Genomic DNA, 23,834 nt, shown 5'->3' on the forward strand with positions numbered 1-23,834 from the left:
AGCTGTCGCTGCCCGGCGCCGTCCCCGCGCGGCCCGCCTCGGCGGCCTCGGACGAGTACGCCGAGGTCTCGGCGCTGCTCGCCGGGCGGGCCCGGGCGCTGGGCGAGGGGCCGCCCCCGCTGCCGCTGCGCGCCGACTACCGGAACCTGCTGCTCGGCCCGGTGGACCGGGCCGGGCGGTCCACCGCCACCGCCGAACTGACCGTCACGGTGACCGGGTACGACGAGCGGCCGGTGGTGCACCCGCGTCGGCTGACGCTGCTGCGCACCGCCGCCGGCCGGCGGATCGAACGCGAGGAGGCCGCCGGGGGGCCGCCGCCGCTGTGGGACCTCGGCCCGGTCGGGGCCGCCGCCGGGGCGCGCTGCCTGGTGCTCGGGGTGGACGACGTGGACGGCGCGGACGGCGCGGGGCAGGCCGCGCGCGCTGCGGCGGCCGCCGTCGGCGACCGGGCGGTGTCCGCCGTCGAGGCGCTCTGGGGCAGCGCCTGGGCGGGTCGGCTGCTGCTCGAACTGCCCGCCACGGGGGAGCAGTTCGCGCGGCTGCTGGCGGACGACCGGCCCGGCTGGTCGGACCTCGCCGCGGTCACCGTCTCGGCGCCCGGCGCGCCCCTGCACGCCCCGGCCGACCGGGTGCTGGTCAACCCCGGGGTGTTCGCGCGGCTGAGCGACTTCGGCCGGCAGGTGGTGGTGACCCACGAGGCGGTGCACGTGGCGACCCGGGCCGACACCCGGGCCTGGACCCCGCTCTGGCTGTCCGAGGGGGTCGCCGACTGGACCGGCTACCGCGACTCCGGGCGCTCGGCCCGGCAGATCGCGCCGGAGCTGGCCCGGGACGTCACGGCCGGACGGCTGCCCGCCGCGCTGCCCGCGGACGCCGCGCTCACGGCCGGCGGGGAAGGCCTGGCACAGGCCTACGAGCAGTCCTGGCTGGCCTGCGACCTGATCGCCCGCCGGTACGGCCCGCAGCGCCTGGTGGCGCTCTACCGGGCCGTCGGCGCGGCCGCCCCCGGCGCGGACCGGGAGGCGTGGCTGGACGGGCTGTTCCGGGACCGGCTGGGCCTCGGGCTGGACGGGTTCACCCGCCTCTGGCTGGCCGAGGTCCGGGCCCTGGCGGGCTGAGTTCCGGGCCCCGGCGGGACGGGGCGCCCCGGCGGACGCCGGGCCGCGTCCGCCCCTGGCGCGGCGTCGTCCCGGTCAGCGCCGTTCGCCGGGCGCGGCCGGCGCCGCGGGCCGGTCCATGCCGTCCAGCAGGTCCTGCTCGTACGCGATGCCCGGCCGCACCGAGAACGAGACGGCCGGCACCGGCTCGGCGCGGGGCAGCACCACGGTGGCCGGCACCCGGTCGGTGCGCCGGGTCGAGCGCCAGAGCCGGACGCAGGACAGCACGGTCGCGACCAGCAGCAGCACGTTGCGGGCGGTCAGGACGGCGATCGCGCCGGGCCTGCTGGCGACCACGTCGCCGAAGACCAGCGGGAACTCCACCAGCGTCAGCGGGGTCGCGGCCAGGATCAGCAGCGCCACCGGCCGCTGGCTGGTGCCGCGCACGGTCAGGCAGACCGCCGCCGCGCCGACCAGCCAGACCAGGTACTGCGGGCTGATCACCCGGCTGGTCACGGTGAAGATCAGCAGTGCGGCGAGCGCCGCGTCGTACATGGTGGCGGCGTTGCGCCGGCGCGCGGTGAACCGCCAGAGCAGCAGCCAGCCGAAGCCGAGCACGGTACCCGCCAGCATCACCTTGCTGACCAGCGGCACCCACGGCCCGAGCATCTCGACCGAGCCGTAGTTCATCATCACCTTGCCGTCCCAGCTCCCGGCGATCCGGGCGAAGTGGATCGGCAGCGCGCCGACCGACTCCACCTCGATGCCGCGGTCCTTCTGGAACGTCAGGAACTCGAACGCGCCGTTCATCCCCGCCGCCAGCAGGAAGCCGATCGAGGCGGTCGTGGCGGCCGCGGCCGTCCAGGACCGCCGGGTACGGCGGCCGGAGGGGGTGCCGATGAGGCCGAGCAGCGGCCAGATCTTGACGATGCCGCCGAGCCCGAGCAGCAGACCGCCGATCGCCGGCCGGCGGATCAGCGCCAGCAGCCCGGCCACCGCGATCGCGGTCACGATCACGTCGTAGCGGTTGTAGATCATCGGGCCGAGCAGCGGGACGCCGGCCACCCAGACCCAGGCGCCGGTCAGCGCCCGGCCCCTGCGCAGCCCGGTGCGGACCAGCAGGCCCATCGCGAGCGCGTCGGCGATGCCGCAGATCACCCAGAACGACACCAGGTACGACCAGGGCAGCAGGCCGGGCAGCAGGATCACCAGGGCGGCGCCGGGCGGGTACTGCCAGGTCACGTCGTCCAGCGGGAAGGTGCCGGTCTGCAGGACGCCGTACCAGCCGTGGTAGATCAGCCAGACGTCGGCGGTGATGTCCCCGCCGGGCATCCGGAGCACGCCGGTGACCAGGAGCAGCAGCAGCGTCCGGGTGGCCACCCAGCTCGCGCCGAGCGCCAGCAGCGCGCCGGAACGGCCGGAGGGGCGCGTGGTGCGCTGCACGGGCTCGCGGCGCACGGCGAGCGCCGTGCCGGAGCCCTCGGCGCCGCTGGGTGTACCGGACTCGGTGGCCGGGGCCAACTCCACTGCGCTCCCTCGTTCGTCTCGGACGTTCCGTCGGCGGCGCCGCGCGACGGACGCCCGGGCAGTCCGGGCGGGGTCGGGGCCGGCCGCCACCGCGGGGCCGGGCCGGACGCGCCGACCACCCTTGTCCTAGGACAGACCCGGGGAGGGAACGGTTGCCTTGCGTGGATCCGTTCCCGGCGGGTCGTCGTGTTGACCTATCGTACGGATCACCCAGCGGTACACCGAGCACCCCCCGACCGAGCGAGCCGTGGCCTGATGCACAAGACCTTGATCGTCACCAACGACTTCCCGCCGAGGCCCGGCGGCATCCAGGCCTTCGTGCACAACATGGCCGTCCGTCAGCCCGCAGGAAGCATCGTGGTGTACGCCTCCACCTGGCGCGACGGCACCGAGGTCGCGCGCTTCGACGCCGAGCAGCCCTTCCCGGTGGTCCGCGACCGCACGAAGGTGATGGTTCCCACACCCCGGGTCACCCGGCGGGCGGCCGAGATCCTGCGGGCGGAGGGCTGCGACTCGGTCTGGTTCGGCGCCGCCGCGCCGCTCGGGCTGATGGCCCCCGCGCTGCGCCGGGCCGGGGCCGGCCGGCTGCTCGGCATGACCCACGGGCACGAGGCCGCCTGGGCCCAGCTGCCGGTGGCCCGGCAGCTGCTGCGCCGGATCGGCGAGGGCACCGACGTGCTCACCTACCTCGGCGAGTACACCCGCTCCCGGATCGCAGCGGCGGTCGGCCCGGAGCCGGCCGCGCGGATGGCGCAGCTGCCGCCCGGCGTGGACGAGCGGACCTTCCACCCGGACTCCGGCGGTGCCGCGGTGCGCGAGCGGCTCGGGCTGGCGGACCGGCCGGTGGTGGTCTGCGTCTCCCGGCTGGTGCCGCGCAAGGGGCAGGACACCCTGATCGAGGCGATGCCGCAGATCCTCGCCGAGGTGCCGGACGCCGTGCTGCTGATCGTCGGCGGCGGCCCGTACCGGGCGGAGCTGGAGAAGCTGGTGGACGCCCGGGGCGTGCGCTCCGCCGTCCGGTTCACCGGCTCGGTGCCGTGGGAGGAGCTGCCCGCGCACTACGGCGCCGGCGACGTCTTCGCCATGCCGTGCCGCACCCGGCGCGGCGGACTGGACGTCGAGGGGCTCGGCATCGTCTACCTGGAGGCCTCGGCCACCGGTCTGCCGGTGGTGGCGGGGGACTCCGGCGGCGCGCCGGACGCGGTGCTGGAGGGCGAGACCGGCTACGTGGTGCCGGGCGGCACGCCCTCGGCGGCGGCGGAGCGGATCGTCCGGCTGCTGCGGGACGAGGAGCTGCGGCGGCGGATGGGCGAGGCCGGGCGGCGCTGGGTGGACCGCTCCTGGCGCTGGGACCTGCTGGCCGGGCGGCTGACCTCGCTGCTGGCGGGCTGAGACGCGCGGACGGCCCGCCCCGGGGTCCGGGGCGGGCCGCACGGGCGACGGGCGGTCCTACTTGCGGTAGATCGCCTCGACGTCGGCCGCGTAGTCCTTCAGCACGACGTTGCGCTTGAGCTTGAGCGAGGGCGTCAGATGGCCGCTCTCCTCGGAGAAGACGGTGTCGAGCAGCCGGAACTTCTTCACCGCCTCGGCCTGCGAGACCGCCGCGTTGCCGTCGTCCACGGCCTGCTGCAGCGCGGCCAGCAGGTCCGGGTCCTCGCGCAGGTCGGCCACCGTGGCCCCGGCGGGCTTGCCGTTGAGCTGCTTCCAGTTCGGGAAGAAGTCCTCGTCGACGGTGATCAGACAGGCCACGAAGGGCTTGCGGTCGCCGACCACCATGACCTCGCCGACCAGGGCGTGCGCCCGGATCCGGTCCTCGATCACGGCCGGGGCGACGTTCTTGCCGCCCGCGGTGACGATGATCTCCTTCTTGCGGCCGGTGATGGTCAGATAGCCCTCGTCGTCCAGCGAGCCGATGTCCCCGGTGGCGATCCAGCCGTCCTTCAGGGTGTCGGCGGTGGCCTGCGGGTTGTTCCAGTAGCCGGTGAAGACGTGCGGTCCCTTGAAGAACACCTCGCCGTCCTCGGCGATCCGGACGGCGGCGCCGGGGACCGGCTGGCCGACCGTACCGATCTTCGGCTTGTCCCAGGGGTTGAAGGCGGTTGCCGCGCAGGTCTCGGTCAGGCCGTAGCCCTCCAGCACGGTGAAGCCGATGCCCCGGTAGAAGTGCCCGAGCCGCTCGCCCAGCGGGGCGCCGCCGGAGATCGCGTGGGTGGCCCGGCCGCCGAGCGCGGCCCGCAGCTTGCTGTAGACCAGCTTGTCGAAGACGGCGTGCTTGAGCTTGAGCAGCAGGCCCGCGCCGCCCGCGTCCAGCGCCCGGCTGTAGGCGATCGCGGTGTCGGCGGCCTTGTCGAAGATCTTGCCCTTGCCGTCCGCCTGCGCCTTGGCCCGGGCGGTGTTGTAGACCTTCTCGAAGACCCGGGGCACACCCAGGATGAGCGTCGGCCGGAAGGCGGCCAGTTCGGCGGTGACGTCCCGGATGTCGGAGACGTGGCCGAGCTTGATCGGGGCCATCGCCGGGGCGATCTCGGCGATCCGGGCGAGCACGTGGGCCAGCGGCAGGAAGAGCAGGACGGAGCTCTCGCCGGTGCGGAACAGCGGGGCCAGGCGCTCCACCACGTTGCCGCACTCGGCCATGAAGTTGCCGTGGGTCAGCTGGCAGCCCTTCGGGCGACCGGTGGTGCCCGAGGTGTACACGATGGTGGCGATCGAGTCGGCGTCGGCCACCAAGCGGCGCTCGGTGACGGTGGCGTCGGTGACCTCGCGGCCCGACTCCGCCAGCGCGGCGAGCGCCGGGCCCTCGATCTGCCAGGTGTGCCGCAGCTCCGGCAGCCGGTCCCGGACCTCCGCGACCACGGCGGTGTGGGTGTCGGTCTCGGTGAACACCGCGACCGCCCCGGAGTCGCCGAGGATCCACTCGACCTGCTCGGCGGAGGAGGTCTCGTACACCGGCACCGTGATCGCGCCGGCGGTCCAGATCGCGAAGTCCAGCAGCGTCCACTCGTACCGGGTGCGGGACATGACGCCCACCCGGTCGCCCGGCGCGACACCGGCGGCGATCAGGCCCTTCGCGGCCGCCCGGACCTCGACCTGGAACTGGGCGGCGGTCAACTCCTGCCACTGGCCGTCCACCTTGCGGCTGAGCACCGCGACATCGGGGTGCCGCTCGGCGTTCTGGTGCACGAGGTCGGAGAGGTTACCGCCGCTCGGTACCTGGTAGAGGGCCGGAAGGCTGAAGTCGAGCAAGACTGCTCCTCGTTCGCGACGCTGCGGGACGGCAGGACGTTACTGCCCGGTAGGCAGCTTCGACCAGGGGGGTCGGCTCCGGTGTTCGAAGTGTCACACCTTGACCCCTCCGACCAGGTCGGGACCGGGTCGTTCGAATGGCACCCTACGGCAGCCCGGAGGTGACCGGCCGGTAGCCGTCGGCCACGGACCGTGCGCTCCGGCGACGGGGGCGCACCCGGGCGCCCCGGGGCGTACCGAGGGACCGGCCGGATCGCGGGGCGCGATAGCCTGCTCCGGGCGCACCCGGCCGAGCAGCCTCGGCCGGACCAGCACGGGACGACGCGGAGGGCCATTCCATGGCGGAGCACACCAGGTCGAGCATCACCATCGACGCGACCCCGGCGACGGTCATGGCCGTGATCGCCGACTTCGCCGCCTACCCGGCCTGGACCGGCGAGGTCAAGGAGATCGAGGTCCTGGAGACCGCCGACGACGGCCGCGCCGCCCAGGTCCGCCTGGTCCTCGACGCCGGTGCCATCCGCGACGAGCACGTCCTCGCCTACACCTGGGACGGCGACCGCGAGTGCGCCTGGACCCTGGTGCGCAGCCAGATGCTCCGCTCGCTCGACGGCTCCTACGCCCTGGCCCCGCTCGGCGCCGACCGCACCGAGGTCACCTACCAGCTCGCGGTGGACGTCAAGATCCCGATGCTCGGCATGATCAAGCGCAAGGCCGAGAAGGTCATCATCGACCGGGCCCTGGCCGGCCTGAAGAAGCGGGTCGAGGACACCGCCGCGGGCACGGCGGGCTGAGGCCCGGCGGCGCGGACGAACAGGGGCGGTACGGCATGACGGCGACACGCACCATCCTGGTCAGCGGCGACCCGGCGGCGCCCGAGGTGGCCGCCGCCACCGCCCTGCACGCCGCCCGGAGCGGCCGGCGCACCCTGCTCCTCGCGGCCGACGACCCGCACCGCACCCTGGACGCCGTGCTCGGCGTCCGGCTGGAGGCCGAGCCGGCCGGGTACGCGCCCGGTCTGGCCGTCGCCAGGACCGACGAGCAGGCCGCCTTCCGGCACGCGCTCGACGAGATCGGCGGCCGGCTCAAGCCCGCGCTCGACCTGCTCGGAGCCGACCCGCTGGATCCCGAGGAACTCACCGCGCTGCCCGGCACCGCCCGGCTCGCCCTGCTCCGGGCGCTGCCCGCCGTCGAGGCCGAGGTCCTGGTGGTGCTCGCCCCGCCGCCGGCCGACCTGATCGCCACCCTCGCCCTGCCCGAGCAGCTGGAGCGCTACCTGGCCCGGCTCGTCCCCGAGCAGCGCCAGGCCGCCCGGGCCCTGCGGCCCCTGCTGGCCGGCCTCGCCGGGGTCCCGATGCCTGCCGACTGGCTGTACGAGACCCGCACCAAGGCCGCCGGCGCGCTCGCCGCGGCCCGCGCCGCGATCACCTCGCCCGGCACCAGCGTCCGCCTGGTCACCGCCGCCGACGCCCACCCCTTCGCGGAACTGCGGCGGATCCGGGCCGGTCTCGCTCTGCACGGCCACTGCCCGGACGCCGTGGTGGTGCACGGCGTGCTGCCGGACGCCGCCGCCGAATCGCCCGACCCGTGGCTGGCCGCCCTGGCCGGTCGCCGCCGGGACGAGCTGACCGCGCTGGCCGCCACCCTGGACGGCATCCCGCTGCTGACCACCGGGCCCGCCGAGGCCACCCTGGAGGCCGTCGCCGACCGCCTCTACGGTGCCGGGTCCGGCCCGGAGGCACGGGCCGCCGGGCCGTGGACCGTCGAGGACCGGCTGGCCGCGGACGGCCTGCTGGTCTGGCACCTGGCGCTGCCCGGCGCCGTGCGGGAGGACCTGGACCTGGTCCGGCGCGGGGACGAGCTGGTGGTCGGCCTGGGCGCGCACCGCCGGGTGCTGGCCCTGCCGTCGGCGCTGCGGCGGTGCACGGTCGCCGGCGCGGGCCTGCGGGACGGGCTGCTGTCGATCCGCTTCGCTCCCGATCCGGCCCTCTGGCCGCGTTAGTCGCCCGCTCGCCTCCGGGGCTGTGTTTTCGCCCGCTCGCCTCCGGGGCGCTTCGGTCCGGCGCCGACGGTCGGCGCTCCCTCGCTCCGCTCCCTCACGCTCTCCCTTTCGGCACCGGCGCGCCCCTTCGGTTCGGGGCGGTGTTGTCGCCCGCTCGCCTCCGTGATGGGGCTCGGGGCGGTGTTGTCGCCCCCTCGCCTCCCTCGTGGGCGCGGGGCGGGGCGCGCGCTCGTCTTCCGTGCGGGGGGCCCGACGGGGTCCGGTAGCGTCGGGGCGGGTGGCCGCGGGTGCGGGCACCGTTGCTGAGGAGGCGCGCGCGATGACCACCACCGACCGGACCGAGCCCACCGCCGAGCACCCGTTCGGGCCGGAACTGGGCCCGCTGGTGGACGAGGTGCGCCGGTTCGCCTCCGTCGTCGGCGAGAAGGCCCAGGAGGCGAGCGCCGAGACCCTGATCTCGCTGGCCGGGCTCGCCGACCGGCTGCGCGAGAAGCAGCCCGAGGTGTACGGGCACCTCGCCGCCGCCGGTACCGGTCTGGCCGCCGCCGGTGCCGAGCTGCTGGCCGCCTACCGGGCCGCCGTGGTCGGTCACGAGCACCGCTGGACCGCCGGGGAGCCGGCCCGCGCCGAACGGGTGGACCTCGACGACGCAGCTGAGGGACCGTCCGCCAAGCAGTGAACCCCTGATCCCCTCCGGGTCACGTCCTGGCTTCACCCTGTGATGCCACCGGTGAAAATGTACGACTTTTGAAGGAGCTGGGCCGGGTTGGCCCGGGATTGTCTTCGGTTAATGTATGCGACGGTGTGTACGGGGGCATGGTTGGGCGGTAGCGTTCCGTCCAGCGGGAACGAGTGAATAGCTGAGGGACACATGGCTCTGACCATCGGCGTCGACGTCGGCGGGACCAAGATCGCGGCAGGCGTGGTCGACGAGGCCGGCGAGATCCTGGCCCGGACCAGGGTGCCCACCCCGGCCGACCCGCAGTGGGCGGTCGACGCCATCGCGCAGGCCGTGCGCGAACTCAAGGAGCAGTTCCCCGACGTGACCGCGGCGGGCATCGGAGCCCCGGGCTTCGTCGACCGCGAGCGTTCGACGGTGATCTTCGCCCCCAACATCGCCTGGGAGGACGAGCCCCTGCGCGGCCGGGTCGAGGAGCTGACCGGCCTGCCGGCGGTGGTCGAGAACGACGCCAACTGCGCCGCCTGGGCCGAGTACCGCTTCGGTGCCGCGGCCGGCCACAGCGACATGGTGCTGATCACCGTCGGCACCGGCATCGGCGGCGGCCTCGTCCTGGACGGCCGGCTGCACCGGGGCCGGTTCGGCGTGGCCGGCGAGATCGGCCACCTCAACATGGTCCCGGACGGCCTGCCCTGCGGCTGCGGCGGCCGGGGCTGCTGGGAGCAGTACGGCTCCGGTCGCGCCCTGCGCCGGTACGGCCGGGAGCGCGCCGCCGAGGACGCCGTGCGCGGCAAGCGGATGCTGGAGCTCAACGACGGCGTCGCCGAGACCATCCGCGGCATCCACATCACCCAGGCCGCCGAGGAGGGCGACCCGCTCGCCCTGGAGTGCTACGCCGAGCTGGCCGACTGGCTGGGCCGGGGGATGGCCGACCTCGCGGCGCTCTTCGACCCGGCCGTGTTCGTCCTCGGCGGCGGCGTCTCCGACTCCGGCCGGCTGCTGCTCGACCCGGTCGCCAAGGCCTTCGAGCACTACCTGACCGGCGGGGTGCACCGCCCGCGGGCCGAGGTGGTGCTCGCCTCGACCGGTTCGGCCGCCGGGATCGCCGGCGCGGCCGACCTGGCCCGGACGGTGTGACCCGCACGGTCCGACCCGCCTCCCGCACCGCCGACCGGCGGCCCGGTTCCCCGCGGACCGGGCCGCCGTTGTTTCCCGCCCCCGCGGGATGCCGCGTCGTCGGCGGCGCCGGCCTCCCGGGCGGTAGCGTCGTCCGGGACGCCCAGGGGAGGACCAGCGATGACCACCGCACCGGCCGAACTGCCGCCGCCCGCACCGGGCCGGATCCGGCTGCTCAGCTACAACATCCGCTCCCTGCGGGACGACCGGCACGCGCTCGCCCGGGTGATCCGGGCCTGCGAACCGGACCTGGTCTGCGTACAGGAGTCGCCGCGCTACTGGCGCCCCGAGGGGCAGGCCGGTCGGCTCGCCCGGGCGACCGGCACCGTGGTGCTGAGCGGCGGCGGCCGGATCGCCGCCGGGCCGCTGCTGCTCGGTCGGCCCGGCGTCCGGGTGCTGGCCGTCCACGACCGGCTGCTGCCGAAGACCAGGGGGCTGCACGCGCGCGGCTTCGCGACCGCGCTGGTCGAGGTGGCCGGCACGGCGCCGTTCACCGTCACCAGCTGCCACCTCAGCCTGGACGCGGACGAGCGGCTGCGGCAGTTCGGACTGCTCACCGGGCAACTGCGGTACGCGGGACCCGGAGTGATCGCCGGGGACTTCAACGAGCACCCGGACGGGCCCGGTTGGCGCTCGCTGGCCGCCCGGCTCCAGGACGGGTACCGGGTGGCGCCCTGGGGCGGCGAGATGACCTCCGTCCCGGAGAACCCCTACCAGCGGCTCGACGCCGTCTTCGCCACCCCCGACATCGAGGTGCTGGCCTGCGGTGTCCCGCACGGGCTGCCCGGCGTCACCGGGGCCGACCTGCGGGCCGCCACCGACCACCTGCCGGTGCTGGCCGTGCTCCGGCCGCCCGCACCGGGGCCGGGTCCGGCCGGCCGTTGACACCGCCGCGCGGCGCGGCACACCTCCCGGGTGCCGCACCGCGCGGGCGTACCGAAGGACACGCGCTACGGGCGGCCGATGACCGGGTCACCCGCCGCCGCGGTGCAACTGCCGGTGTCCGAGGGGCCGTTCAGGGTGTCGGTGCCGGACCCGCCGTCGACCGTGTCGTTGCCCGGCCCGGCCCGGCCCGGCCCGGCGCCGTGCGACGGACGCCCGGGGACCGCCCGGGGCGCGGGCAGCGAAGGGGTCGAAGGGGTCAGACGACGGCGCCGCCGTGCGGGTCCTCGGGCTCGTCCTCGTCGCGGTCCTTCATCCGGACCACCAGGGTGGCGAACCCGCCGAGGAAGGAGGCGACCCCGACCCAGGCCGGCCAGCCGGAGACCTCGCGCCAGACCACCGCGTCGAAGAGCAGCAGCGCCGGCCCGCCGAGCACGGCCAGCCAGGCGAACTTGGCGGTGGTGTCGGCCTCGGGCAGCGGCGGCGGCTCCGGCGGGACGAAGTGACCCTCGTCGGTCTCCTCGGACAGCTCGAAGTCGCGCGGCCCGGCGGCCCCGGCGGCCGGCATCACCGGACGGCCGGAGCGGGGGCGCGGCTGGGGCGCCAGGTCGGAGAGGTCACCGGGGTCGCCGGGGAGCCGGTCGGCGCCGGAGGGGTCCTTGAAGCCCTTGAGCTCGCCGCGCGCCCGGAGGTTCTCGACCTCGGGCCAGTTGGGGTTGTTGAGGTCCACCGGGTCGTCGAACTGGGCGACCAGCGCGGCGAAGATCTCGTCCTGCTCGGCCTGGCTGCGCTCGGGCGCGCGCCGCGTCCGGGACGGCTCGGCCGCCCCGCCGCCCTCGCCCGCCACCGGGGCCTCGGCGGAGCCGGAGGCCGGGCCCGGAGCCGAGCCCGGGCCCGGAGCCGGACCCGACGCGGACCCCGGCCCGGCCCCGGACGCGCCGGCCGTCGCCGCCTCGCCGCCCGTGGCCGGGGCCGCCGCGCCCCCGGCCGGGCCCCGGCCCGTCTGCTCGCCGTCGGCCCGCCCGGCGCCCGGCCGCGCGCCGCCCGTGGTCGCACCGTCCTCGCGGGGCGCGTCGTCCTCGCCGCCCGCCGTGCTGCTCTCGTGCACTTCCGGCCCTTCAGCCTTGGTGGTGGTCGGATTTCACCGGGATGACGCCCGCCGCGTGCGCGGGAGCCAACCGTCGGATGAAGTCCTGGGCGGCCGCGAATATTTCCCCCGCGTCGTGGTCCAGCGTCGCGACGTGGTAGCTGCGCTGGCACAGCCGCTCCGTCACATCGGTCGAGGATATCCGGGCCAGCACCAGCTCGGAGTTGGCCGCCGAGACCACGTGGTCCTGCGGGCTGCGGAAGAGCAGCACCGGCTGGGTCACCCGGGGCAGCCGGGCCTGGACGTCCTTCCACAGCCGGGCCAGCGACCAGGCGGCGTGCAGCGGGGTGCGGTCGTAGGCCAGCTCGTCCGCGCCGGGCCGGGCGATGTCGTTGGCGACCCCGGGCACGCTCGGCACCAGGTGGCGCAGCACCGGCAGAATGACACTCGCGGGGTTGTCCGACCGCACCGACGGGTTGACCAGCACCAGTCCGGCGATCTTCGGGCCGTGCACCGAGGCCAGCCGCAGCGCCAGCCCGCCGCCCATCGAGAGCCCGACGACGAAGACCCGCTCGCACTGCCCGGCCAGCGCGAGCAGCTCCCGTTCGACCTCCGCGTACCAGTCCTCCCAGCGGGTGAGCTGCATGTCCTGCCAGCGGGTGCCGTGGCCCGGCAGCACCGGCAGCGCGACGGTGTGCCCGGCCCGGGCCAGGTCCTCCGCCCACGGCCGCAGCGACTGCGGGGAGCCGGTGAACCCGTGGCAGAGCAGGACGCCCACCGGCCCGCCCCGGTGGCGGTACGGTTCGGCGCCGGGCAGCAGCGGCATGGCGGGCTCCTTCGCGGGCGAGGACGCTGGACGGTGGCGCCGGAGGTGGCGCCGGTACGAGCGGTACGCGCTGGACGTGCGGGAGCGTCCGGGGACCGGCCGGCACCGGAGGCTGCGGAATTCGCATCGTCCCACGTGCCCGCCCGCCCCGTACACCCCCGCCGGGCAGCGGGCCGCACCGCCCCCGGGACACCCCGTCGGGGCGGGGCGGGGCACGGGCGGACACCGAAGGGCATTAGGATCGACCGGTCCGCAATACAGGAGGCCCGGGTTGTTCTACCGACTGATGAAGATGATCGTCGCGCCACTGCTTCGGATCTTCTTCCGGCCGTGGATCGAGGGTGAGGAGAACATCCCCACCGAGGGTGCCGCGATCATCGCGAGCAACCACCTCTCGTTCTCGGACTCCTTCTTCTTCCCCGCGCTGATCAAGCGCCGGGTGACCTTCATCGCCAAGGCGGAGTACTTCACCACGCCCGGCATCAAGGGCCGGCTGACCGCCGCCTTCTTCAAGGGCGTCGGCCAGCTCCCGGTGGACCGCTCGGGCGTGCGCGGCGCCGGCGAGGCGGCGATCCGTTCGGCGATCGCCGTGCTGGACCGGGGCGAGCTGTTCGGCGTCTACCCGGAGGGCACCCGTTCGCCCGACGGCAAGCTCTACCGGGGCAAGGTCGGCGGCCTGGCCCGGGTCGCGCTGGCCACCGGCGCGCCGGTCATCCCGGTCGCGATGATCGACACCGAGAAGGTGCAGCCGCCCGGCCAGGTGGTCCCGAACTTCGGCACCCGCCCGGGCATCCGGATCGGCCGCCCGCTGGACTTCTCCCGCTACCACGGCATGGAGAACGACCGCTTCATCCTCCGTTCGGTGACGGACGAGGTGATGTACGAGATCATGCGGCTGTCCGGCCAGGAGTACGTGGACATCTACGCGACCGCCGCCAAGCGGCAGCTGGCCGACGACAAGAAGAAGGCCGACGCCGAGCGCAAGGCCGTGCAGAAGGCCGAGCAGGCCGCCGCCAAGGCCGAGAAGGCCGAGGCGGAGAAGCTGGAGAAGGCCGAGCAGGACAAGGCCGCGCAGGAGCAGCAGAAGGAGACCGGGCCGGCCTGAGCCGGGGCCGGTCCGGCGCCGGGGGAGGGCGACGGGGATGACGGACGGCGGCGGAGCCGGAGCGGCGCGCCCGGGCGCGGTCGGCGCGGCGGTGGCGGCGGGCGGCATGTCCGTCGAACTGCCGCTCTGGCGGGCGATCTCCTCGTTCCGGGTGCTCGCCCTGGTGTACGCGCTGCTGCGCTACTTCGACTCCTACCTGGAGTTCCTGCACCCCGTCGCGGGCTGGATCTACCTCGGCGCGCTGACCCTCTGGACGCTCGCCTCCACCCGGGCCTTCTCCGGCCCGCAGCGCTGCACCTGGTACGTGCTCGCCACCGATCTCACGCTCGTCGTCACCGGCATCGTGATGAGCGGCATGATCGACGAGCCCTCCCGGATCAGCCACGGCGCGCCGACCCTGCCCACCATCTGGGCGGCCGGCACCGTGCTCGGCTTCGCCGGCCGGGGCGGCTGGCGCTGGGCGGCGGCGGCCGGCTCGGTGATCGGGGTGGCCAACATCCTCGGCCACGGCGGCGCGACCGGCGACAACCTCCACAACATCGTGCTGCTGATGGTGGCCGGCTGTGCGATCGGCTACGTGATCGAACTGGCCCGGGCCAGCGAGGCGACGCTCACCCGGGCACTCCAGGTCGAGGCGGCCACCCGGGAGCGGGAGCGGCTCTCCCGGGACATCCACGACGGGGTGCTGCAGGTGCTCGCCCTCGTCCAGCGCCGGGGCAGCGAGGCCCCGGCCGGCGGCGCCGGCCTCACCGAGCTGGGGCGGCTGGCCGGCGAGCAGGAACGCGCCCTGCGCGCGCTGATGAGCGGCGGACCGCTGCCCGAGCAGCGCGCGCCCGAGGAGCCGCAGGACCTCCGCGCCCTGCTCGCCCCGTGCACCGACGAGCGGGTGACCGTCTCGGCCCCCGGCACCCCGGTACTGCTGCCCGGACGGGCCGCCGGTGAGCTGGCCGCCGCCGTCGGCGCCGCGGTGGACAATGTGCGCCGGCACGCCGGGCCGGGGGCGCGGGCCTGGATCCTGGTCGAGGACGAGCCGGAGGCCGTCACGGTCTCGATCCGCGACGACGGTCCCGGCTTCGCGCCGGGGCGGCTCGGCGAGGCGGAGCGGGCCGGGCGGCTGGGCGTCTCCCAGTCGATCCGGGGCCGGCTGCTGGACCTCGGCGGCACCGCGGAGCTGTACTCGGCGCCCGGGGAGGGCGTCGAGGTGGAGCTCAGGGTCCCGCGCACCGCGTCCGGCGCCCCGGCCGGCCTCCTGTGACACCTCCCGCGAAAGGGTTCCGCGCATGACCACCGACCTGTCGACGGATCAGCAGGCGGCCGCCGACCGCCCGGTGCGGGTGATGGTGGTGGACGACCACCCGATGTGGCGCGACGCCGTCTCCCGGGACCTCGCCGAGGCCGGGCTCGACGTGGTGGCCACCGCCGGGGACGGCGAGGAGGCCGTCCGCCGGGCCCGCGCCTGCTCCCCGCAGGTCGTGGTGCTCGACCTCAACCTGCCCGGTCTGTCCGGTGCCGAGGTCTGCCGCCAGGTGGTCGGGCACGACCCGTCGGCACGCGTGCTGGTGCTGTCCGCGAGCGGCGAGCACGCGGACGTCCTGGAGGCGGTGAAGTCGGGTGCGACCGGCTACCTGGTCAAGTCGACCGGGCGGGAGGAACTGCTGGACGCGGTGCGCCGCACCGCCGTCGGCGACGCGGTGTTCACCCCCGGCCTGGCGGGGCTGGTGCTCGGCGAGTTCCGCCGGCTGGCGGCCGAGCCGCCCGCCCCGGCCGCGCCGGTCGTCCCGCAGCTGACGGCCCGGGAGACCGAGGTGCTGCGGATGGTCGCGAAGGGGCTGTCGTACAAGCAGATCGCCGATCGGCTGGTGCTGTCCCACCGCACGGTGCAGAACCACGTCCAGAACACCCTGGGCAAGCTCCAGCTGCACAACCGGGTCGAGCTGGTCAGGTACGCGATCGAGCAGGGGCTGGACGACGCGGTGTGACGCCCGGGCGGGGTGTGCGGCCGCACCACCCCGCCCGGCCCACCCCGCCCGACAGGTACGCCGTCGGCCCGGTGACGGCGGCTCAGCGCGGTACGCCGGCCACCGCCCCGCGCAGCAGCCCGGCGACGATCTCCACGCCGTCCCTGGTGAGGACCGACTCGGGGTGGAACTGCAGTCCGGCGAAGCCCGGGCCGCGCAGCGCGTGCACGTCCCCGGTCAGCGGGTCCCGGGCCACCTCGACGCCCGCGGCGGCCAGCCGGGCGGCGTCGGCGTCGGTGCAGCGCGCCGTGAAGGTGTTGTAGAAGCCGACCGTCCGCTGCTCGCCGAAGAGGTCCACGCTCTCCTGCGCGCCCTGGTACGGCACCGCCTTGCGGGCCAGCGGCAGCCCGAGCGCGCCGGACAGCAGCTGGTGGCTGAGGCAGACGGCGAGCAGCGGGGCGGTCCGCCGGCCCTCCCGGACGGCGGCCAGCGCGTCGGTGACGATCGGGCGCAGCACGGCCATCTTGGGGTCGTCGGCGGCGGCCGGGTCGCCCGGACCGGGGCCGAGCACCAGCGCGCCGGGGTGCGCGGCGACCCGCTCGCGCAGGCCCGGTTCGTCGAACCGGGCCACGGTGACCCGGTGGCCGAGCGAGGTCAGCAGGTGGCCGAGCATCGCGGTGAAGGTGTCCTCGCCGTCGACGACGAGGGTCTCCAGCTCCTCGGTGATCCGGGCCGGCTGCTGCATCCGCAGCCAGAACGGGGCGAGGCCGGCCCGGCGGGCGTCCAGCGCCGCCTGGACGCGGTGGTGGTCGGCGAGTCGCGGGCCGTTGCGGCCGGGGGTCCGGGCCGGGGCCGGGCGGGCGCCGATCGCGGTGAGCACCCCGGCGGCCTTGGCGTGGGTCTCGGCGACCTCGCCGTCCGGGTCGGAGTGCCGGACCAGGGTGGCGCCGACCCGGACCGCGAGCCGGCCGGTGGCCGGGTCGATGTCGGCGGTGCGGATGCAGATCGGGGAGTCCAGCAGCTGGCCGCCGCTGGCCGAGCGGCCGATCAGGGCGAGCGCGCCGGAGTAGTAGCCGCGCCCGCCGCGCTCGTACCGCTTGATCACCCGGGTGGCGTTCTGCACCGGACTGCCGGTGACGGTGGCGGCGAACATGGTCTCCTTCAGCACCTCGCGGACGTCCAGCGAGGTGCGGCCGCGCAGCTCGTACTCGGTGTGCGCGAGGTGGGACATCTCCTTCAGTCGGGGACCGAGCACCTGGCCGCCGAGGTCGCCGACGGTGCACATCATCTTGAGCTCCTCGTCGACCACCATGGTCAGCTCCTCGAGCTCCTTGGGGTCGTGGAGGAAGGAGATCAGCGAGTCCAGGTCGGAGCCGGCGGCGGGGTAGCGGTAGGTGCCGGAGATCGGGTTCATCACGACCGTCCCGCCGCTCTGCCGGACGTGCACCTCGGGGGAGGCGCCGACGAGCACCCGGTCGCCGGTGTGCACCAGGAAGGTCCAGTAGGCGCCGCGCTCCTGCTCCAGCAGCCGCCGGAACAGGGTGAGGGCCAGCGCGGGCGAGAAGTCCTCCAGGGTCGCGGTGAAGTCGCGGCGGACGACGAAGTTGGCGCCCTCGCCGCGGCCGATCTCGTCCTCGATCACCCGGCGGACGATCTCGGCGTACTCGGCGTCGTCGATGTCGAAGCCGCCGTCGGTCAGGGAGACCGGCAGCTGCGGCAGCGCGTCCGTGACCTCGGCCAGCGGCAGGGCGTACTGCTCGGTGACCGAGAGCGCCCGCAGCGGGGTGCCGTCGTCGTGCGCCTCGAAGCCGCGCTCGCGGATCTGCCGGTAGGGGACCAGGGCCAGCAGGTCGTGGACCGGGCCGTCGGCGGGGACGCCGTGGCGGACCGGCAGGTCCGCCAGCCGGTCGTGGCTGCCGACGGTGCCGAGCAGGATCTCGACGGTGTCCGGCGCGGTGCGGGGAGTGCGGCGGTGCAGCAGGGCGAAGGCCGGTGCGTCGGCGGCGGTGAGGCGGGCGAGCAGGTCGGCGGCACTGGTCACGGTGGCGGCGTTCCTTCCGGGGTGGCTTCTGCGGCGGGGTGGGGTTTCCGCTCCGGGAGGCTGCCGACCGGCTGGTGGAACGCCGACGGCCGCCCCGGGGGGCGGCCGTCGTGTGCGTCTAGGAACGCGCTGACTGTGGGCCACCCGAAGGGTCGGCCCACCACCAGGATCGGGTGTGCGGCGTGTTCACGGGACCGAGCCTAGCGGATCCCCGGGGCGGCGTGAGGCCCGTCACCCGATTGTCCGAGAGGTGTCTCATCCCTCGGGCGGTGGTCACAATTCGGTTGCCGCACCCCGTAGCCTTGACCGCGTGACCGTGACGAATCCCCACACCTGGCAAACCCTGCCCGCGGCGCAGCAGCCCGAATGGCCGGACCAAGAGGCTCTGCGCAAGACCCTTGCGGACCTCGCCTCGTATCCGCCGCTCGTCTTCGCCGGCGAGTGCGACCAGCTGCGCGCCCGACTCGGTGCCGTGGCGCGGGGCGAGGCGTTCCTGCTGCAGGGCGGCGACTGCGCCGAGGCCTTCGACGGCGTCTCCGCGGAGCACATCCGCAACAAGCTCAAGACCCTGCTGCAGATGGCGGCCGTGCTCACCTACGCGGCCTCGGTGCCGGTGGTGAAGGTCGGCCGGATCGCCGGCCAGTACTCCAAGCCGCGCTCGAAGTCGACCGAGACCCGCGACGGCGTGACCCTGCCGGTCTACCGGGGCGACTCGGTGAACGGCTTCGAGTTCACCCCCGAGTCCCGGATCCCGGACCCGGAGCGCCTGAAGCGGATGTACAACGCGTCCGCCGCGACGCTCAACCTGGTGCGTGCCTTCACCACCGGCGGCTACGCGGACCTGCGCCAGGTGCACGCCTGGAACCAGGACTTCGTGCGCAACTCGCCGGCCGGTCAGCGCTACGAGCAGCTGGCCCGCGAGATCGACAACGCGCTGGCGTTCATGAACGCCTGCGGTGTCGCGCCGGAGGAGTTCCGGACCGTCGAGTTCTTCTCGTCCCACGAGGCGCTGGTCCTGGACTACGAGACCGCGCTGACCCGCGTGGACTCGCGCACCGGCGAGCTGTACGACGTCTCCGGCCACATGGTGTGGATCGGCGAGCGCACCCGGCAGCTGGACCACGCGCACATCGAGTTCGCCTCGAAGATCCGCAACCCGATCGGTGTGAAGCTCGGCCCGACCACCACGGTCGACGAGGCGCTCACCCTGATCGAGAAGCTGGACCCGGAGCGCGAGCCCGGACGGCTCACCTTCATCACCCGGATGGGTGCGGGCAAGGTCCGCGACGCCCTGCCGACCCTGGTGGAGAAGGTCACCGCCTCGGGCGCGCAGCCGGTCTGGATCTGCGACCCGATGCACGGCAACACCTTCGAGGCGTCCAGCGGGCACAAGACCCGCCGCTTCGACGACGTGCTCGACGAGGTCAAGGGCTTCTTCGAGGTGCACCGGGCGCTCGGCACCCACCCGGGCGGCATCCACGTGGAGCTGACCGGCGACGACGTCACCGAGTGCGTCGGCGGTGGCGACGAGGTGCTGGTCGACGACCTGCACCAGCGCTACGAGACGGCCTGCGACCCGCGGCTCAACCGCAGCCAGTCGCTGGACCTGGCCTTCCTGGTCGCCGAGATGTACCGCGGCACCGTCTGAGACCGTCCCGGATGTGACCGAAGCCTCTCCGGCCTGGGGTTTTCCCCGGCCGGAGAGGCTTTTGCGTACCCGGATCGGCGGGTAAGGTGAGGCTTAGTGAACTAAGGCAAGCCTTAGTCAAGATCCACTCGCTTCACCCCGGGAGAGACCGCGATGTACGTGTGCATGTGCCATGCGGTCACCGAGGACCAGGTGAAGCGGGCGATCGACGCGGGAGCCGACACCCCGCGCCGGATCGCCAAGGGCTGCAAGGCCGGCACCGACTGCGGATCCTGCGTCCGGCGCATCCAGGCACTGCTCGGCGAGCACGGTGCCCGGCCGTGCCCGACCGCCCGGCTGGCCGCCAAGCTCGGCCTGGCCGACCCGGGCGCCGACTCCGGGGAGCCCGAGCCGGCACCGGTACCGGCGGCGCCGGTCGTGACGCTGCGCGTCGCCTGAGCCCCGGCCTGCGGGCCGCGGTGCCCGGTCCCGCCCGGTGCTCCGGCCCCGGTCAGGACTCCGGCTGCTCGATCAGCTGCGCGAGGTAGAGCGCCTCCCCGAGCTTCTCCAGCAGCTCGAGCTGGGTGTCGAGGTAGTCGATGTGGTGCTCCTCGTCCTCCAGGATCGATTCGAAGATGTTCGCCGAAGTGACGTCGTTCTTGGCGCGCATCACCACGATCCCGCGCTTCAGCCGGTCGATCGCCTCGACCTCGACCTGCCGGTCCGCCTCGAACATCTCCTTGACCGTCTGGCCGATCCGGACGTGGAACAGCCGCTGGTAGTTGGGCAGGCCGTCCAGGAAGAGGATCCGGTCGGTGAGCACCTCGGCGTGCTTCATCTCGTCGAAGGACTCGTGCCGGGTGTACTTGGCGAGCTTCGTCCAGCCGAAGTTCTCCTGCATCTTGGCGTGCAGGAAGTACTGGTTGATCGCGGTCAGCTCGGCGGTGAGCTGTTCGTTGAGGAACTCGATGACCTCGGTGTCGCCCTTCATGGCGTTGCCTTCCTGCTGTGCGTGCGGGACACGGCCGTTACCCTCCGGCTGCAGGCATCCTGGCACCGGGGTGGGAAGAAATTCCAGTAAGTTCACACTCACTAGGACATGTGTCGGAATATCCGATTTGCCAGCGCCTTGAGCTGTACGAGCGGGGCGTGCGAGGTGGCAAAGGGGCGCGCGCGGCCCGCTGCCCGCCGTCTGTCACCATGGATCCATGGGTCAGTCCGAGCAAGAACCGTCGTCGCCGTCTGACCCCCGGCTCCCGCCGGGCCAGCGGGTCCAGCGGGGCTGGCCCGCCCTGCACTACGGACCGGTACCCCGGTTCAAGCCGCTGACCTGGGACCTCCAGGTGTTCGGCGCGACCGCCTCGGCCGAGAAGCACAGCTGGGACTTCGAGGCCTTCGACGCCCTGCCCCGCACCACGGTCCGGGCCGACCTGCACTGCGTCACCCGGTTCTCGGTGCTCGACAGCGACTGGACCGGCGTGGCCGCCGCGCTGCTGCTCGACCTGGTGCCGCCGGACCGGGACGTCACCCACGTCATGGTCTGGGCCGAGTACGGCTACAGCGCCAATCTGCGGCTGGCCGACTTCGCCGCCCCCGACACCCTGCTCGCCACCCACCGCAACGGCGAGACGATCACCGCCGAGCACGGCTTCCCGGTCCGACTGGTCGTCCCCCGGCTGTACGCGTGGAAGGGACCCAAATGGGTCCGGGCGGTCGAGTACATGCGGGCCGACCGGCGCGGCTTCTGGGAGGAGCGCGGCTACCACAACCGGGCCGACCCGTGGCGGGAGCAGCGGTACTCCCACCAGGAGGAGGCGGGCGACGGTCCGCTCCGGTAGGGCGCGTGCGCGGGGGTCGCCGCGGCCCGGACGGGCCGTTCCTAGAAGAACGGGAAGGTGACCGTCACCACGGTGCGCTGCGGCTTGCGCTCACCGGCCGCCGGGGACTGACCGGTCACCTTGCCGGTGCCGAACAGGTTGACCCCGCTGCTCTGCATCGCGAACCCGGCCGCCTGGAGCGCCTTCTCCGCGGCCTCCTTGCTCATCCCGGTCACGTCCGGCACCGCCACCATGCCCTTGCTGACCACCAGCGCCACCGGCGTGTTCTCCGCCACCTGCTCCCCGGCGGCGGGCGAGCTGCTGATCACCGAACCCTCCGGCACGGTGTCGCTGAACACCGAGGTCACCGTGCCGGCCGCCAGCTGCGTTCCGGCGAGTGCCGAGGCGGCCTGCGCGGACGGCTTGCCGACCAGGTCCGGCACGGCGATGCGCTTCGGGCCGCGCGAGACGGTGAGCGTCACGACGTCGCTCTTCCGGGACCGGGTGCCGACCCCGGGGGCGGCCGCGACCACCTGGCCGGCCGGGACGGTCTCGCTGTACACCTCGGTGATCCGCCCGTGCATGCCGGCGGCGTCCAGGATCCGCTCCGCCTCGGCCCGGTCCTTGCCGAGCACACCCGGCACCGTGCCGTACACCGCGCCCGAGATCGCGTACGTCGCCCCGCCGACCAGCAGCACCAGGGTGGTCAGCACGGCCGCCCAGATCAGCGGCTTGCGCGGCAGCCGCCGTCGGGCGGACCCGGAGCGGCGTCCGGCCCCGGACCGGCGGGCGCGGGGCGTCCGGACCGGCGGCGGCTCGTCGTACGGACGGGGCTCGGTGAGCAGCTGCTCCATGACGTCCGGCGGCACGTCCAGCACACTGGTGCGCTCGACCGGGGCCGCCGGGGCCACCGGGGTGAGCACCGAGGTCGCCTCGCCGGTCGGGTACCGGGGGCTGGGGCGGGTGGAGGCGGGCGGCTCGGCGTCCAGCTGGGCCGGCGTGAGCCCGCGGCGGACCCGCTGGAGCGCGGCGAGCAGTTCCACCGCGTCGTACGGGCGGAGCTCGCGGTCACGGGCGCAGGCCCCGGCCACTATCGCGTCCAGTTCGGGCACCACCCCGGGCACCGTCGCGGACGGCGGCGGGACGTCCTCGTGCAGATGCCGGTACATCACCTGGACCGGGTTCTCGCCGGTGTGCGGACGGGAGCCGGTGAGCATCTCGTACAGCAGGATGCCGGCCGCGTAGACGTCCACCCGCCGGTCGGTCTCGGCGCCGGGGCGGATCTGTTCGGGCGCCAGGTAGGAGACGGTGCCGAGCACGGTGTCGGTGGTCGAGGTGCTGGAGGAGGCCGCGCCGTCGGCGGCGTTCAGCACCCGGACCAGGCCGAAGTCGGCGACCTTGACCAGCCCGTCGTCGGTGATCAGGACGTTCTCGGGCTTGACGTCGCGGTGCACCAGCTCGGCCCGGTGGGCGGCGCCGAGCGCGGCGAGCACCGGCTCCAGGATGTCCAGCGCGGCCCGGATGGAGAGCGCGCCGCGGTCGTTCAGCAGGTCGCGCAGGGTGCGGCCGGGCACGTACTCCATGGCGAGGAAGACATGGCCGCCGTCCGCGCCCTGGTCGAAGACGTTGACCACGTTGGGGTGGGCGAGCCGGGCGACGGCCTTGGCCTCGCGGATGAAGCGGGCGGTGAACGCGGCGTCCCCGGCCAGCGAGGCGTGCATGACCTTGAGCGCGACGACCCGGTCGAGCCGGGTGTCGGTGCTCCGGTAGACGGTGGACATCCCACCGGCGGCGATCCGTCGCTCGACCCGGTACCGGCCGTCGAGCAGGGTACCGATCAGGGGGTCGCGCAAAGCCATGTCCACCCGGCGAGTCTAGGCCGTTGGGATCGGAGGGCCCCCGGAGACACCGCTCCGGGGGCCGCTCTGTGCCCGCTTTGTGACACCGGCCGGACGTCGGGACCGCCGTCAGAACGCCGGGCGCTCGCGGGTGTCGAGGTCGGCGCGGCCGGCCATCGCGGAGGAGGCCTCGGCGTGGAAGCGGCGCGGGATCCGGCCGGCCCGGTACGCGAGCCGGCCGGCCTCGGCGGCGTGCCGCATCGCGTCGGCCATCAGCACCGGGTCCTGGGCCCGGGTGACCGCGGAGGCCAGCATCACCGCGGCGCAGCCCAGTTCCATCGCCAGCGCGACGTCCGAGGCGGTGCCGGCGCCGGCGTCCAGGATCACCGGGACCCCGGCGCCCTCGACGATCAGCTGGAAGTTGTGCGGGTTGCGGATGCCCAGGCCGGAGCCGATCGGCGAGCCCAGCGGCATGATCGCCGCACAGCCCACGTCCTCCAGCTTGCGGGCCAGCACCGGGTCGTCGTTGGTGTACGGCAGCACCGTGAAGCCGTCGTCGACCAGGGTCTCGGCGGCGTCCAGCAGCTCGATCGGGTCCGGCAGCAGGGTCCGCTCGTCGGCGATCACCTCGAGCTTCACCCAGTCGGTGCCGAGCGCCTCGCGGGCCAGCCGGGCGGTCAGCACGGCCTCGCCGGCGGTGAAGCAGCCCGCGGTGTTGGGCAGCACGCGGATGCCGTTGCGGGTCAGGACGTCGAGCACCGAGCCCTGGGTGGTGGCGTCGACCCGGCGCATCGCCACCGTGGTCAGCTGGGTGCCGGACACCTGGAGGGCCTGCTCCAGGACCTCCAGGCTGGGGGCGCCGCCGGTGCCCATGATCAGCCGGGAGGAGAAGGACGTCCCGGCGATGGTGAGAAGGTCGTCGGCCATCG

21 protein-coding genes are annotated in these 23,834 nt (G+C 74.5%); 13 read left to right on the forward strand and 8 right to left on the reverse strand.

Annotated features, from left to right (window positions below; genetic code table 11):
* Window positions 1-161 precede the first annotated feature (161 nt).
* Window positions 162-1,118: a hypothetical protein gene (locus BLU95_RS27530; RefSeq protein WP_093862334.1), complete on the forward strand. Its 957-nt coding sequence runs from the start codon at window positions 162-164 to the stop codon at window positions 1,116-1,118.
* 75 nt (window positions 1,119-1,193) lie between these two features.
* Here the strand turns inward: BLU95_RS27530 and BLU95_RS27535 are convergent, their stop codons facing one another.
* On the reverse strand, window positions 1,194-2,624 hold the full coding sequence (locus tag BLU95_RS27535; RefSeq protein ID WP_173862141.1) for a glycosyltransferase 87 family protein: 1,431 nt from the start codon (window positions 2,622-2,624) through the stop codon (window positions 1,194-1,196).
* 255 nt (window positions 2,625-2,879) lie between these two features.
* Here BLU95_RS27535 and BLU95_RS27540 point away from each other — a divergent pair, with 255 nt between their 5' ends.
* Complete coding sequence (locus tag BLU95_RS27540) at window positions 2,880-4,016, forward strand: glycosyltransferase family 4 protein (RefSeq protein ID WP_093862335.1); 1,137 nt, start codon at window positions 2,880-2,882, stop codon at window positions 4,014-4,016.
* 57 nt (window positions 4,017-4,073) lie between these two features.
* Here BLU95_RS27540 and BLU95_RS27545 read toward each other — a convergent pair whose 3' ends face one another.
* The gene (locus tag BLU95_RS27545; RefSeq protein ID WP_093862336.1) at window positions 4,074-5,867 is read right to left on the reverse strand and encodes an AMP-dependent synthetase/ligase; all 1,794 of its coding nucleotides are present in this window, start codon (window positions 5,865-5,867) and stop codon (window positions 4,074-4,076) included.
* Window positions 5,868-6,205: 338 nt separating this feature from the next.
* Between BLU95_RS27545 and BLU95_RS27550 the strand changes: the two genes are divergently transcribed.
* The 5 genes from BLU95_RS27550 to BLU95_RS27570 all read left to right on the forward strand — a co-directional run bounded on the left by BLU95_RS27550 (window position 6,206) and on the right by BLU95_RS27570 (window position 10,609).
* On the forward strand, window positions 6,206-6,661 hold the full coding sequence (locus tag BLU95_RS27550; RefSeq protein ID WP_093862337.1) for an SRPBCC family protein: 456 nt from the start codon (window positions 6,206-6,208) through the stop codon (window positions 6,659-6,661).
* 35 nt (window positions 6,662-6,696) lie between these two features.
* Window positions 6,697-7,869, forward strand: coding sequence for an ArsA family ATPase (locus BLU95_RS27555; RefSeq protein ID WP_093862338.1), 1,173 nt, complete (start codon window positions 6,697-6,699; stop codon window positions 7,867-7,869).
* A gap of 319 nt (window positions 7,870-8,188) precedes the next feature.
* The gene (locus tag BLU95_RS44390) at window positions 8,189-8,548 is read left to right on the forward strand and encodes a DUF5304 family protein (RefSeq protein WP_093862339.1); all 360 of its coding nucleotides are present in this window, start codon (window positions 8,189-8,191) and stop codon (window positions 8,546-8,548) included.
* A 192-nt stretch (window positions 8,549-8,740) separates the two neighbouring features.
* Window positions 8,741-9,685, forward strand: a complete 945-nt coding sequence (locus BLU95_RS27565; protein WP_093862340.1) for an ROK family glucokinase — start codon at window positions 8,741-8,743, stop codon at window positions 9,683-9,685.
* A 159-nt stretch (window positions 9,686-9,844) separates the two neighbouring features.
* On the forward strand, window positions 9,845-10,609 hold the full coding sequence (locus BLU95_RS27570) for an endonuclease/exonuclease/phosphatase family protein (protein ID WP_093862341.1): 765 nt from the start codon (window positions 9,845-9,847) through the stop codon (window positions 10,607-10,609).
* 256 nt (window positions 10,610-10,865) lie between these two features.
* On the opposite strand, the gene BLU95_RS44395 is transcribed toward BLU95_RS27570, so the two are convergent.
* The gene (locus tag BLU95_RS44395; protein WP_231977814.1) at window positions 10,866-11,714 is read right to left on the reverse strand and encodes a hypothetical protein; all 849 of its coding nucleotides are present in this window, start codon (window positions 11,712-11,714) and stop codon (window positions 10,866-10,868) included.
* 10 nt (window positions 11,715-11,724) lie between these two features.
* Window positions 11,725-12,519 (reverse strand): alpha/beta hydrolase, encoded by a 795-nt coding sequence (locus BLU95_RS27580; protein WP_093862342.1) that lies wholly within the window; start codon window positions 12,517-12,519, stop codon window positions 11,725-11,727.
* Between the two features lie 286 nt (window positions 12,520-12,805).
* On the opposite strand from BLU95_RS27580, the gene BLU95_RS27585 reads away from it, so the two are divergent.
* From BLU95_RS27585 to BLU95_RS27595, 3 genes are read left to right on the forward strand one after another with little or no spacing between them, the layout of a single operon-like run.
* Window positions 12,806-13,624 (forward strand): lysophospholipid acyltransferase family protein, encoded by an 819-nt coding sequence (locus BLU95_RS27585; RefSeq protein WP_093865174.1) that lies wholly within the window; start codon window positions 12,806-12,808, stop codon window positions 13,622-13,624.
* A gap of 37 nt (window positions 13,625-13,661) precedes the next feature.
* Window positions 13,662-14,879 (forward strand): MacS family sensor histidine kinase, encoded by a 1,218-nt coding sequence (gene macS / locus BLU95_RS27590; protein ID WP_400741991.1) that lies wholly within the window; start codon window positions 13,662-13,664, stop codon window positions 14,877-14,879.
* A gap of 25 nt (window positions 14,880-14,904) precedes the next feature.
* Window positions 14,905-15,603, forward strand: a complete 699-nt coding sequence (locus BLU95_RS27595) for a response regulator (RefSeq protein ID WP_093862343.1) — start codon at window positions 14,905-14,907, stop codon at window positions 15,601-15,603.
* A gap of 82 nt (window positions 15,604-15,685) precedes the next feature.
* On the opposite strand, the gene BLU95_RS27600 is transcribed toward BLU95_RS27595, so the two are convergent.
* Window positions 15,686-17,623, reverse strand: a complete 1,938-nt coding sequence (locus BLU95_RS27600; RefSeq protein WP_093862344.1) for an anthranilate synthase family protein — start codon at window positions 17,621-17,623, stop codon at window positions 15,686-15,688.
* Between the two features lie 310 nt (window positions 17,624-17,933).
* On the opposite strand from BLU95_RS27600, the gene BLU95_RS27605 reads away from it, so the two are divergent.
* Complete coding sequence (locus tag BLU95_RS27605; RefSeq protein WP_030391480.1) at window positions 17,934-19,271, forward strand: class II 3-deoxy-7-phosphoheptulonate synthase; 1,338 nt, start codon at window positions 17,934-17,936, stop codon at window positions 19,269-19,271.
* Between the two features lie 153 nt (window positions 19,272-19,424).
* Entirely contained in the window at window positions 19,425-19,709 is a 285-nt protein-coding gene (locus BLU95_RS27610; RefSeq protein ID WP_093862345.1) for a (2Fe-2S)-binding protein, read from the forward strand.
* A 52-nt stretch (window positions 19,710-19,761) separates the two neighbouring features.
* Here BLU95_RS27610 and bfr read toward each other — a convergent pair whose 3' ends face one another.
* Window positions 19,762-20,241 carry a bacterioferritin gene (gene bfr, locus BLU95_RS27615; RefSeq protein ID WP_030391478.1) on the reverse strand — a complete coding sequence of 160 codons (480 nt, stop codon included), beginning with the start codon at window positions 20,239-20,241 and terminating at the stop codon, window positions 19,762-19,764.
* Window positions 20,242-20,458: 217 nt separating this feature from the next.
* Here bfr and BLU95_RS27620 point away from each other — a divergent pair, with 217 nt between their 5' ends.
* Window positions 20,459-21,088 (forward strand): sulfite oxidase-like oxidoreductase, encoded by a 630-nt coding sequence (locus tag BLU95_RS27620; RefSeq protein WP_093862346.1) that lies wholly within the window; start codon window positions 20,459-20,461, stop codon window positions 21,086-21,088.
* Between the two features lie 41 nt (window positions 21,089-21,129).
* On the opposite strand, the gene pknB is transcribed toward BLU95_RS27620, so the two are convergent.
* On the reverse strand, window positions 21,130-22,926 hold the full coding sequence (pknB, locus tag BLU95_RS27625; protein WP_093862347.1) for a Stk1 family PASTA domain-containing Ser/Thr kinase: 1,797 nt from the start codon (window positions 22,924-22,926) through the stop codon (window positions 21,130-21,132).
* A gap of 108 nt (window positions 22,927-23,034) precedes the next feature.
* The gene (locus BLU95_RS27630) at window positions 23,035-23,832 is read right to left on the reverse strand and encodes a thiazole synthase (protein WP_093862348.1); all 798 of its coding nucleotides are present in this window, start codon (window positions 23,830-23,832) and stop codon (window positions 23,035-23,037) included.
* Window positions 23,833-23,834: the final 2 nt, after the last annotated feature.

This window comes from Streptomyces sp. TLI_053 (assembly GCF_900105395.1).
Lineage (GTDB): Bacteria > Actinomycetota > Actinomycetes > Streptomycetales > Streptomycetaceae > Kitasatospora.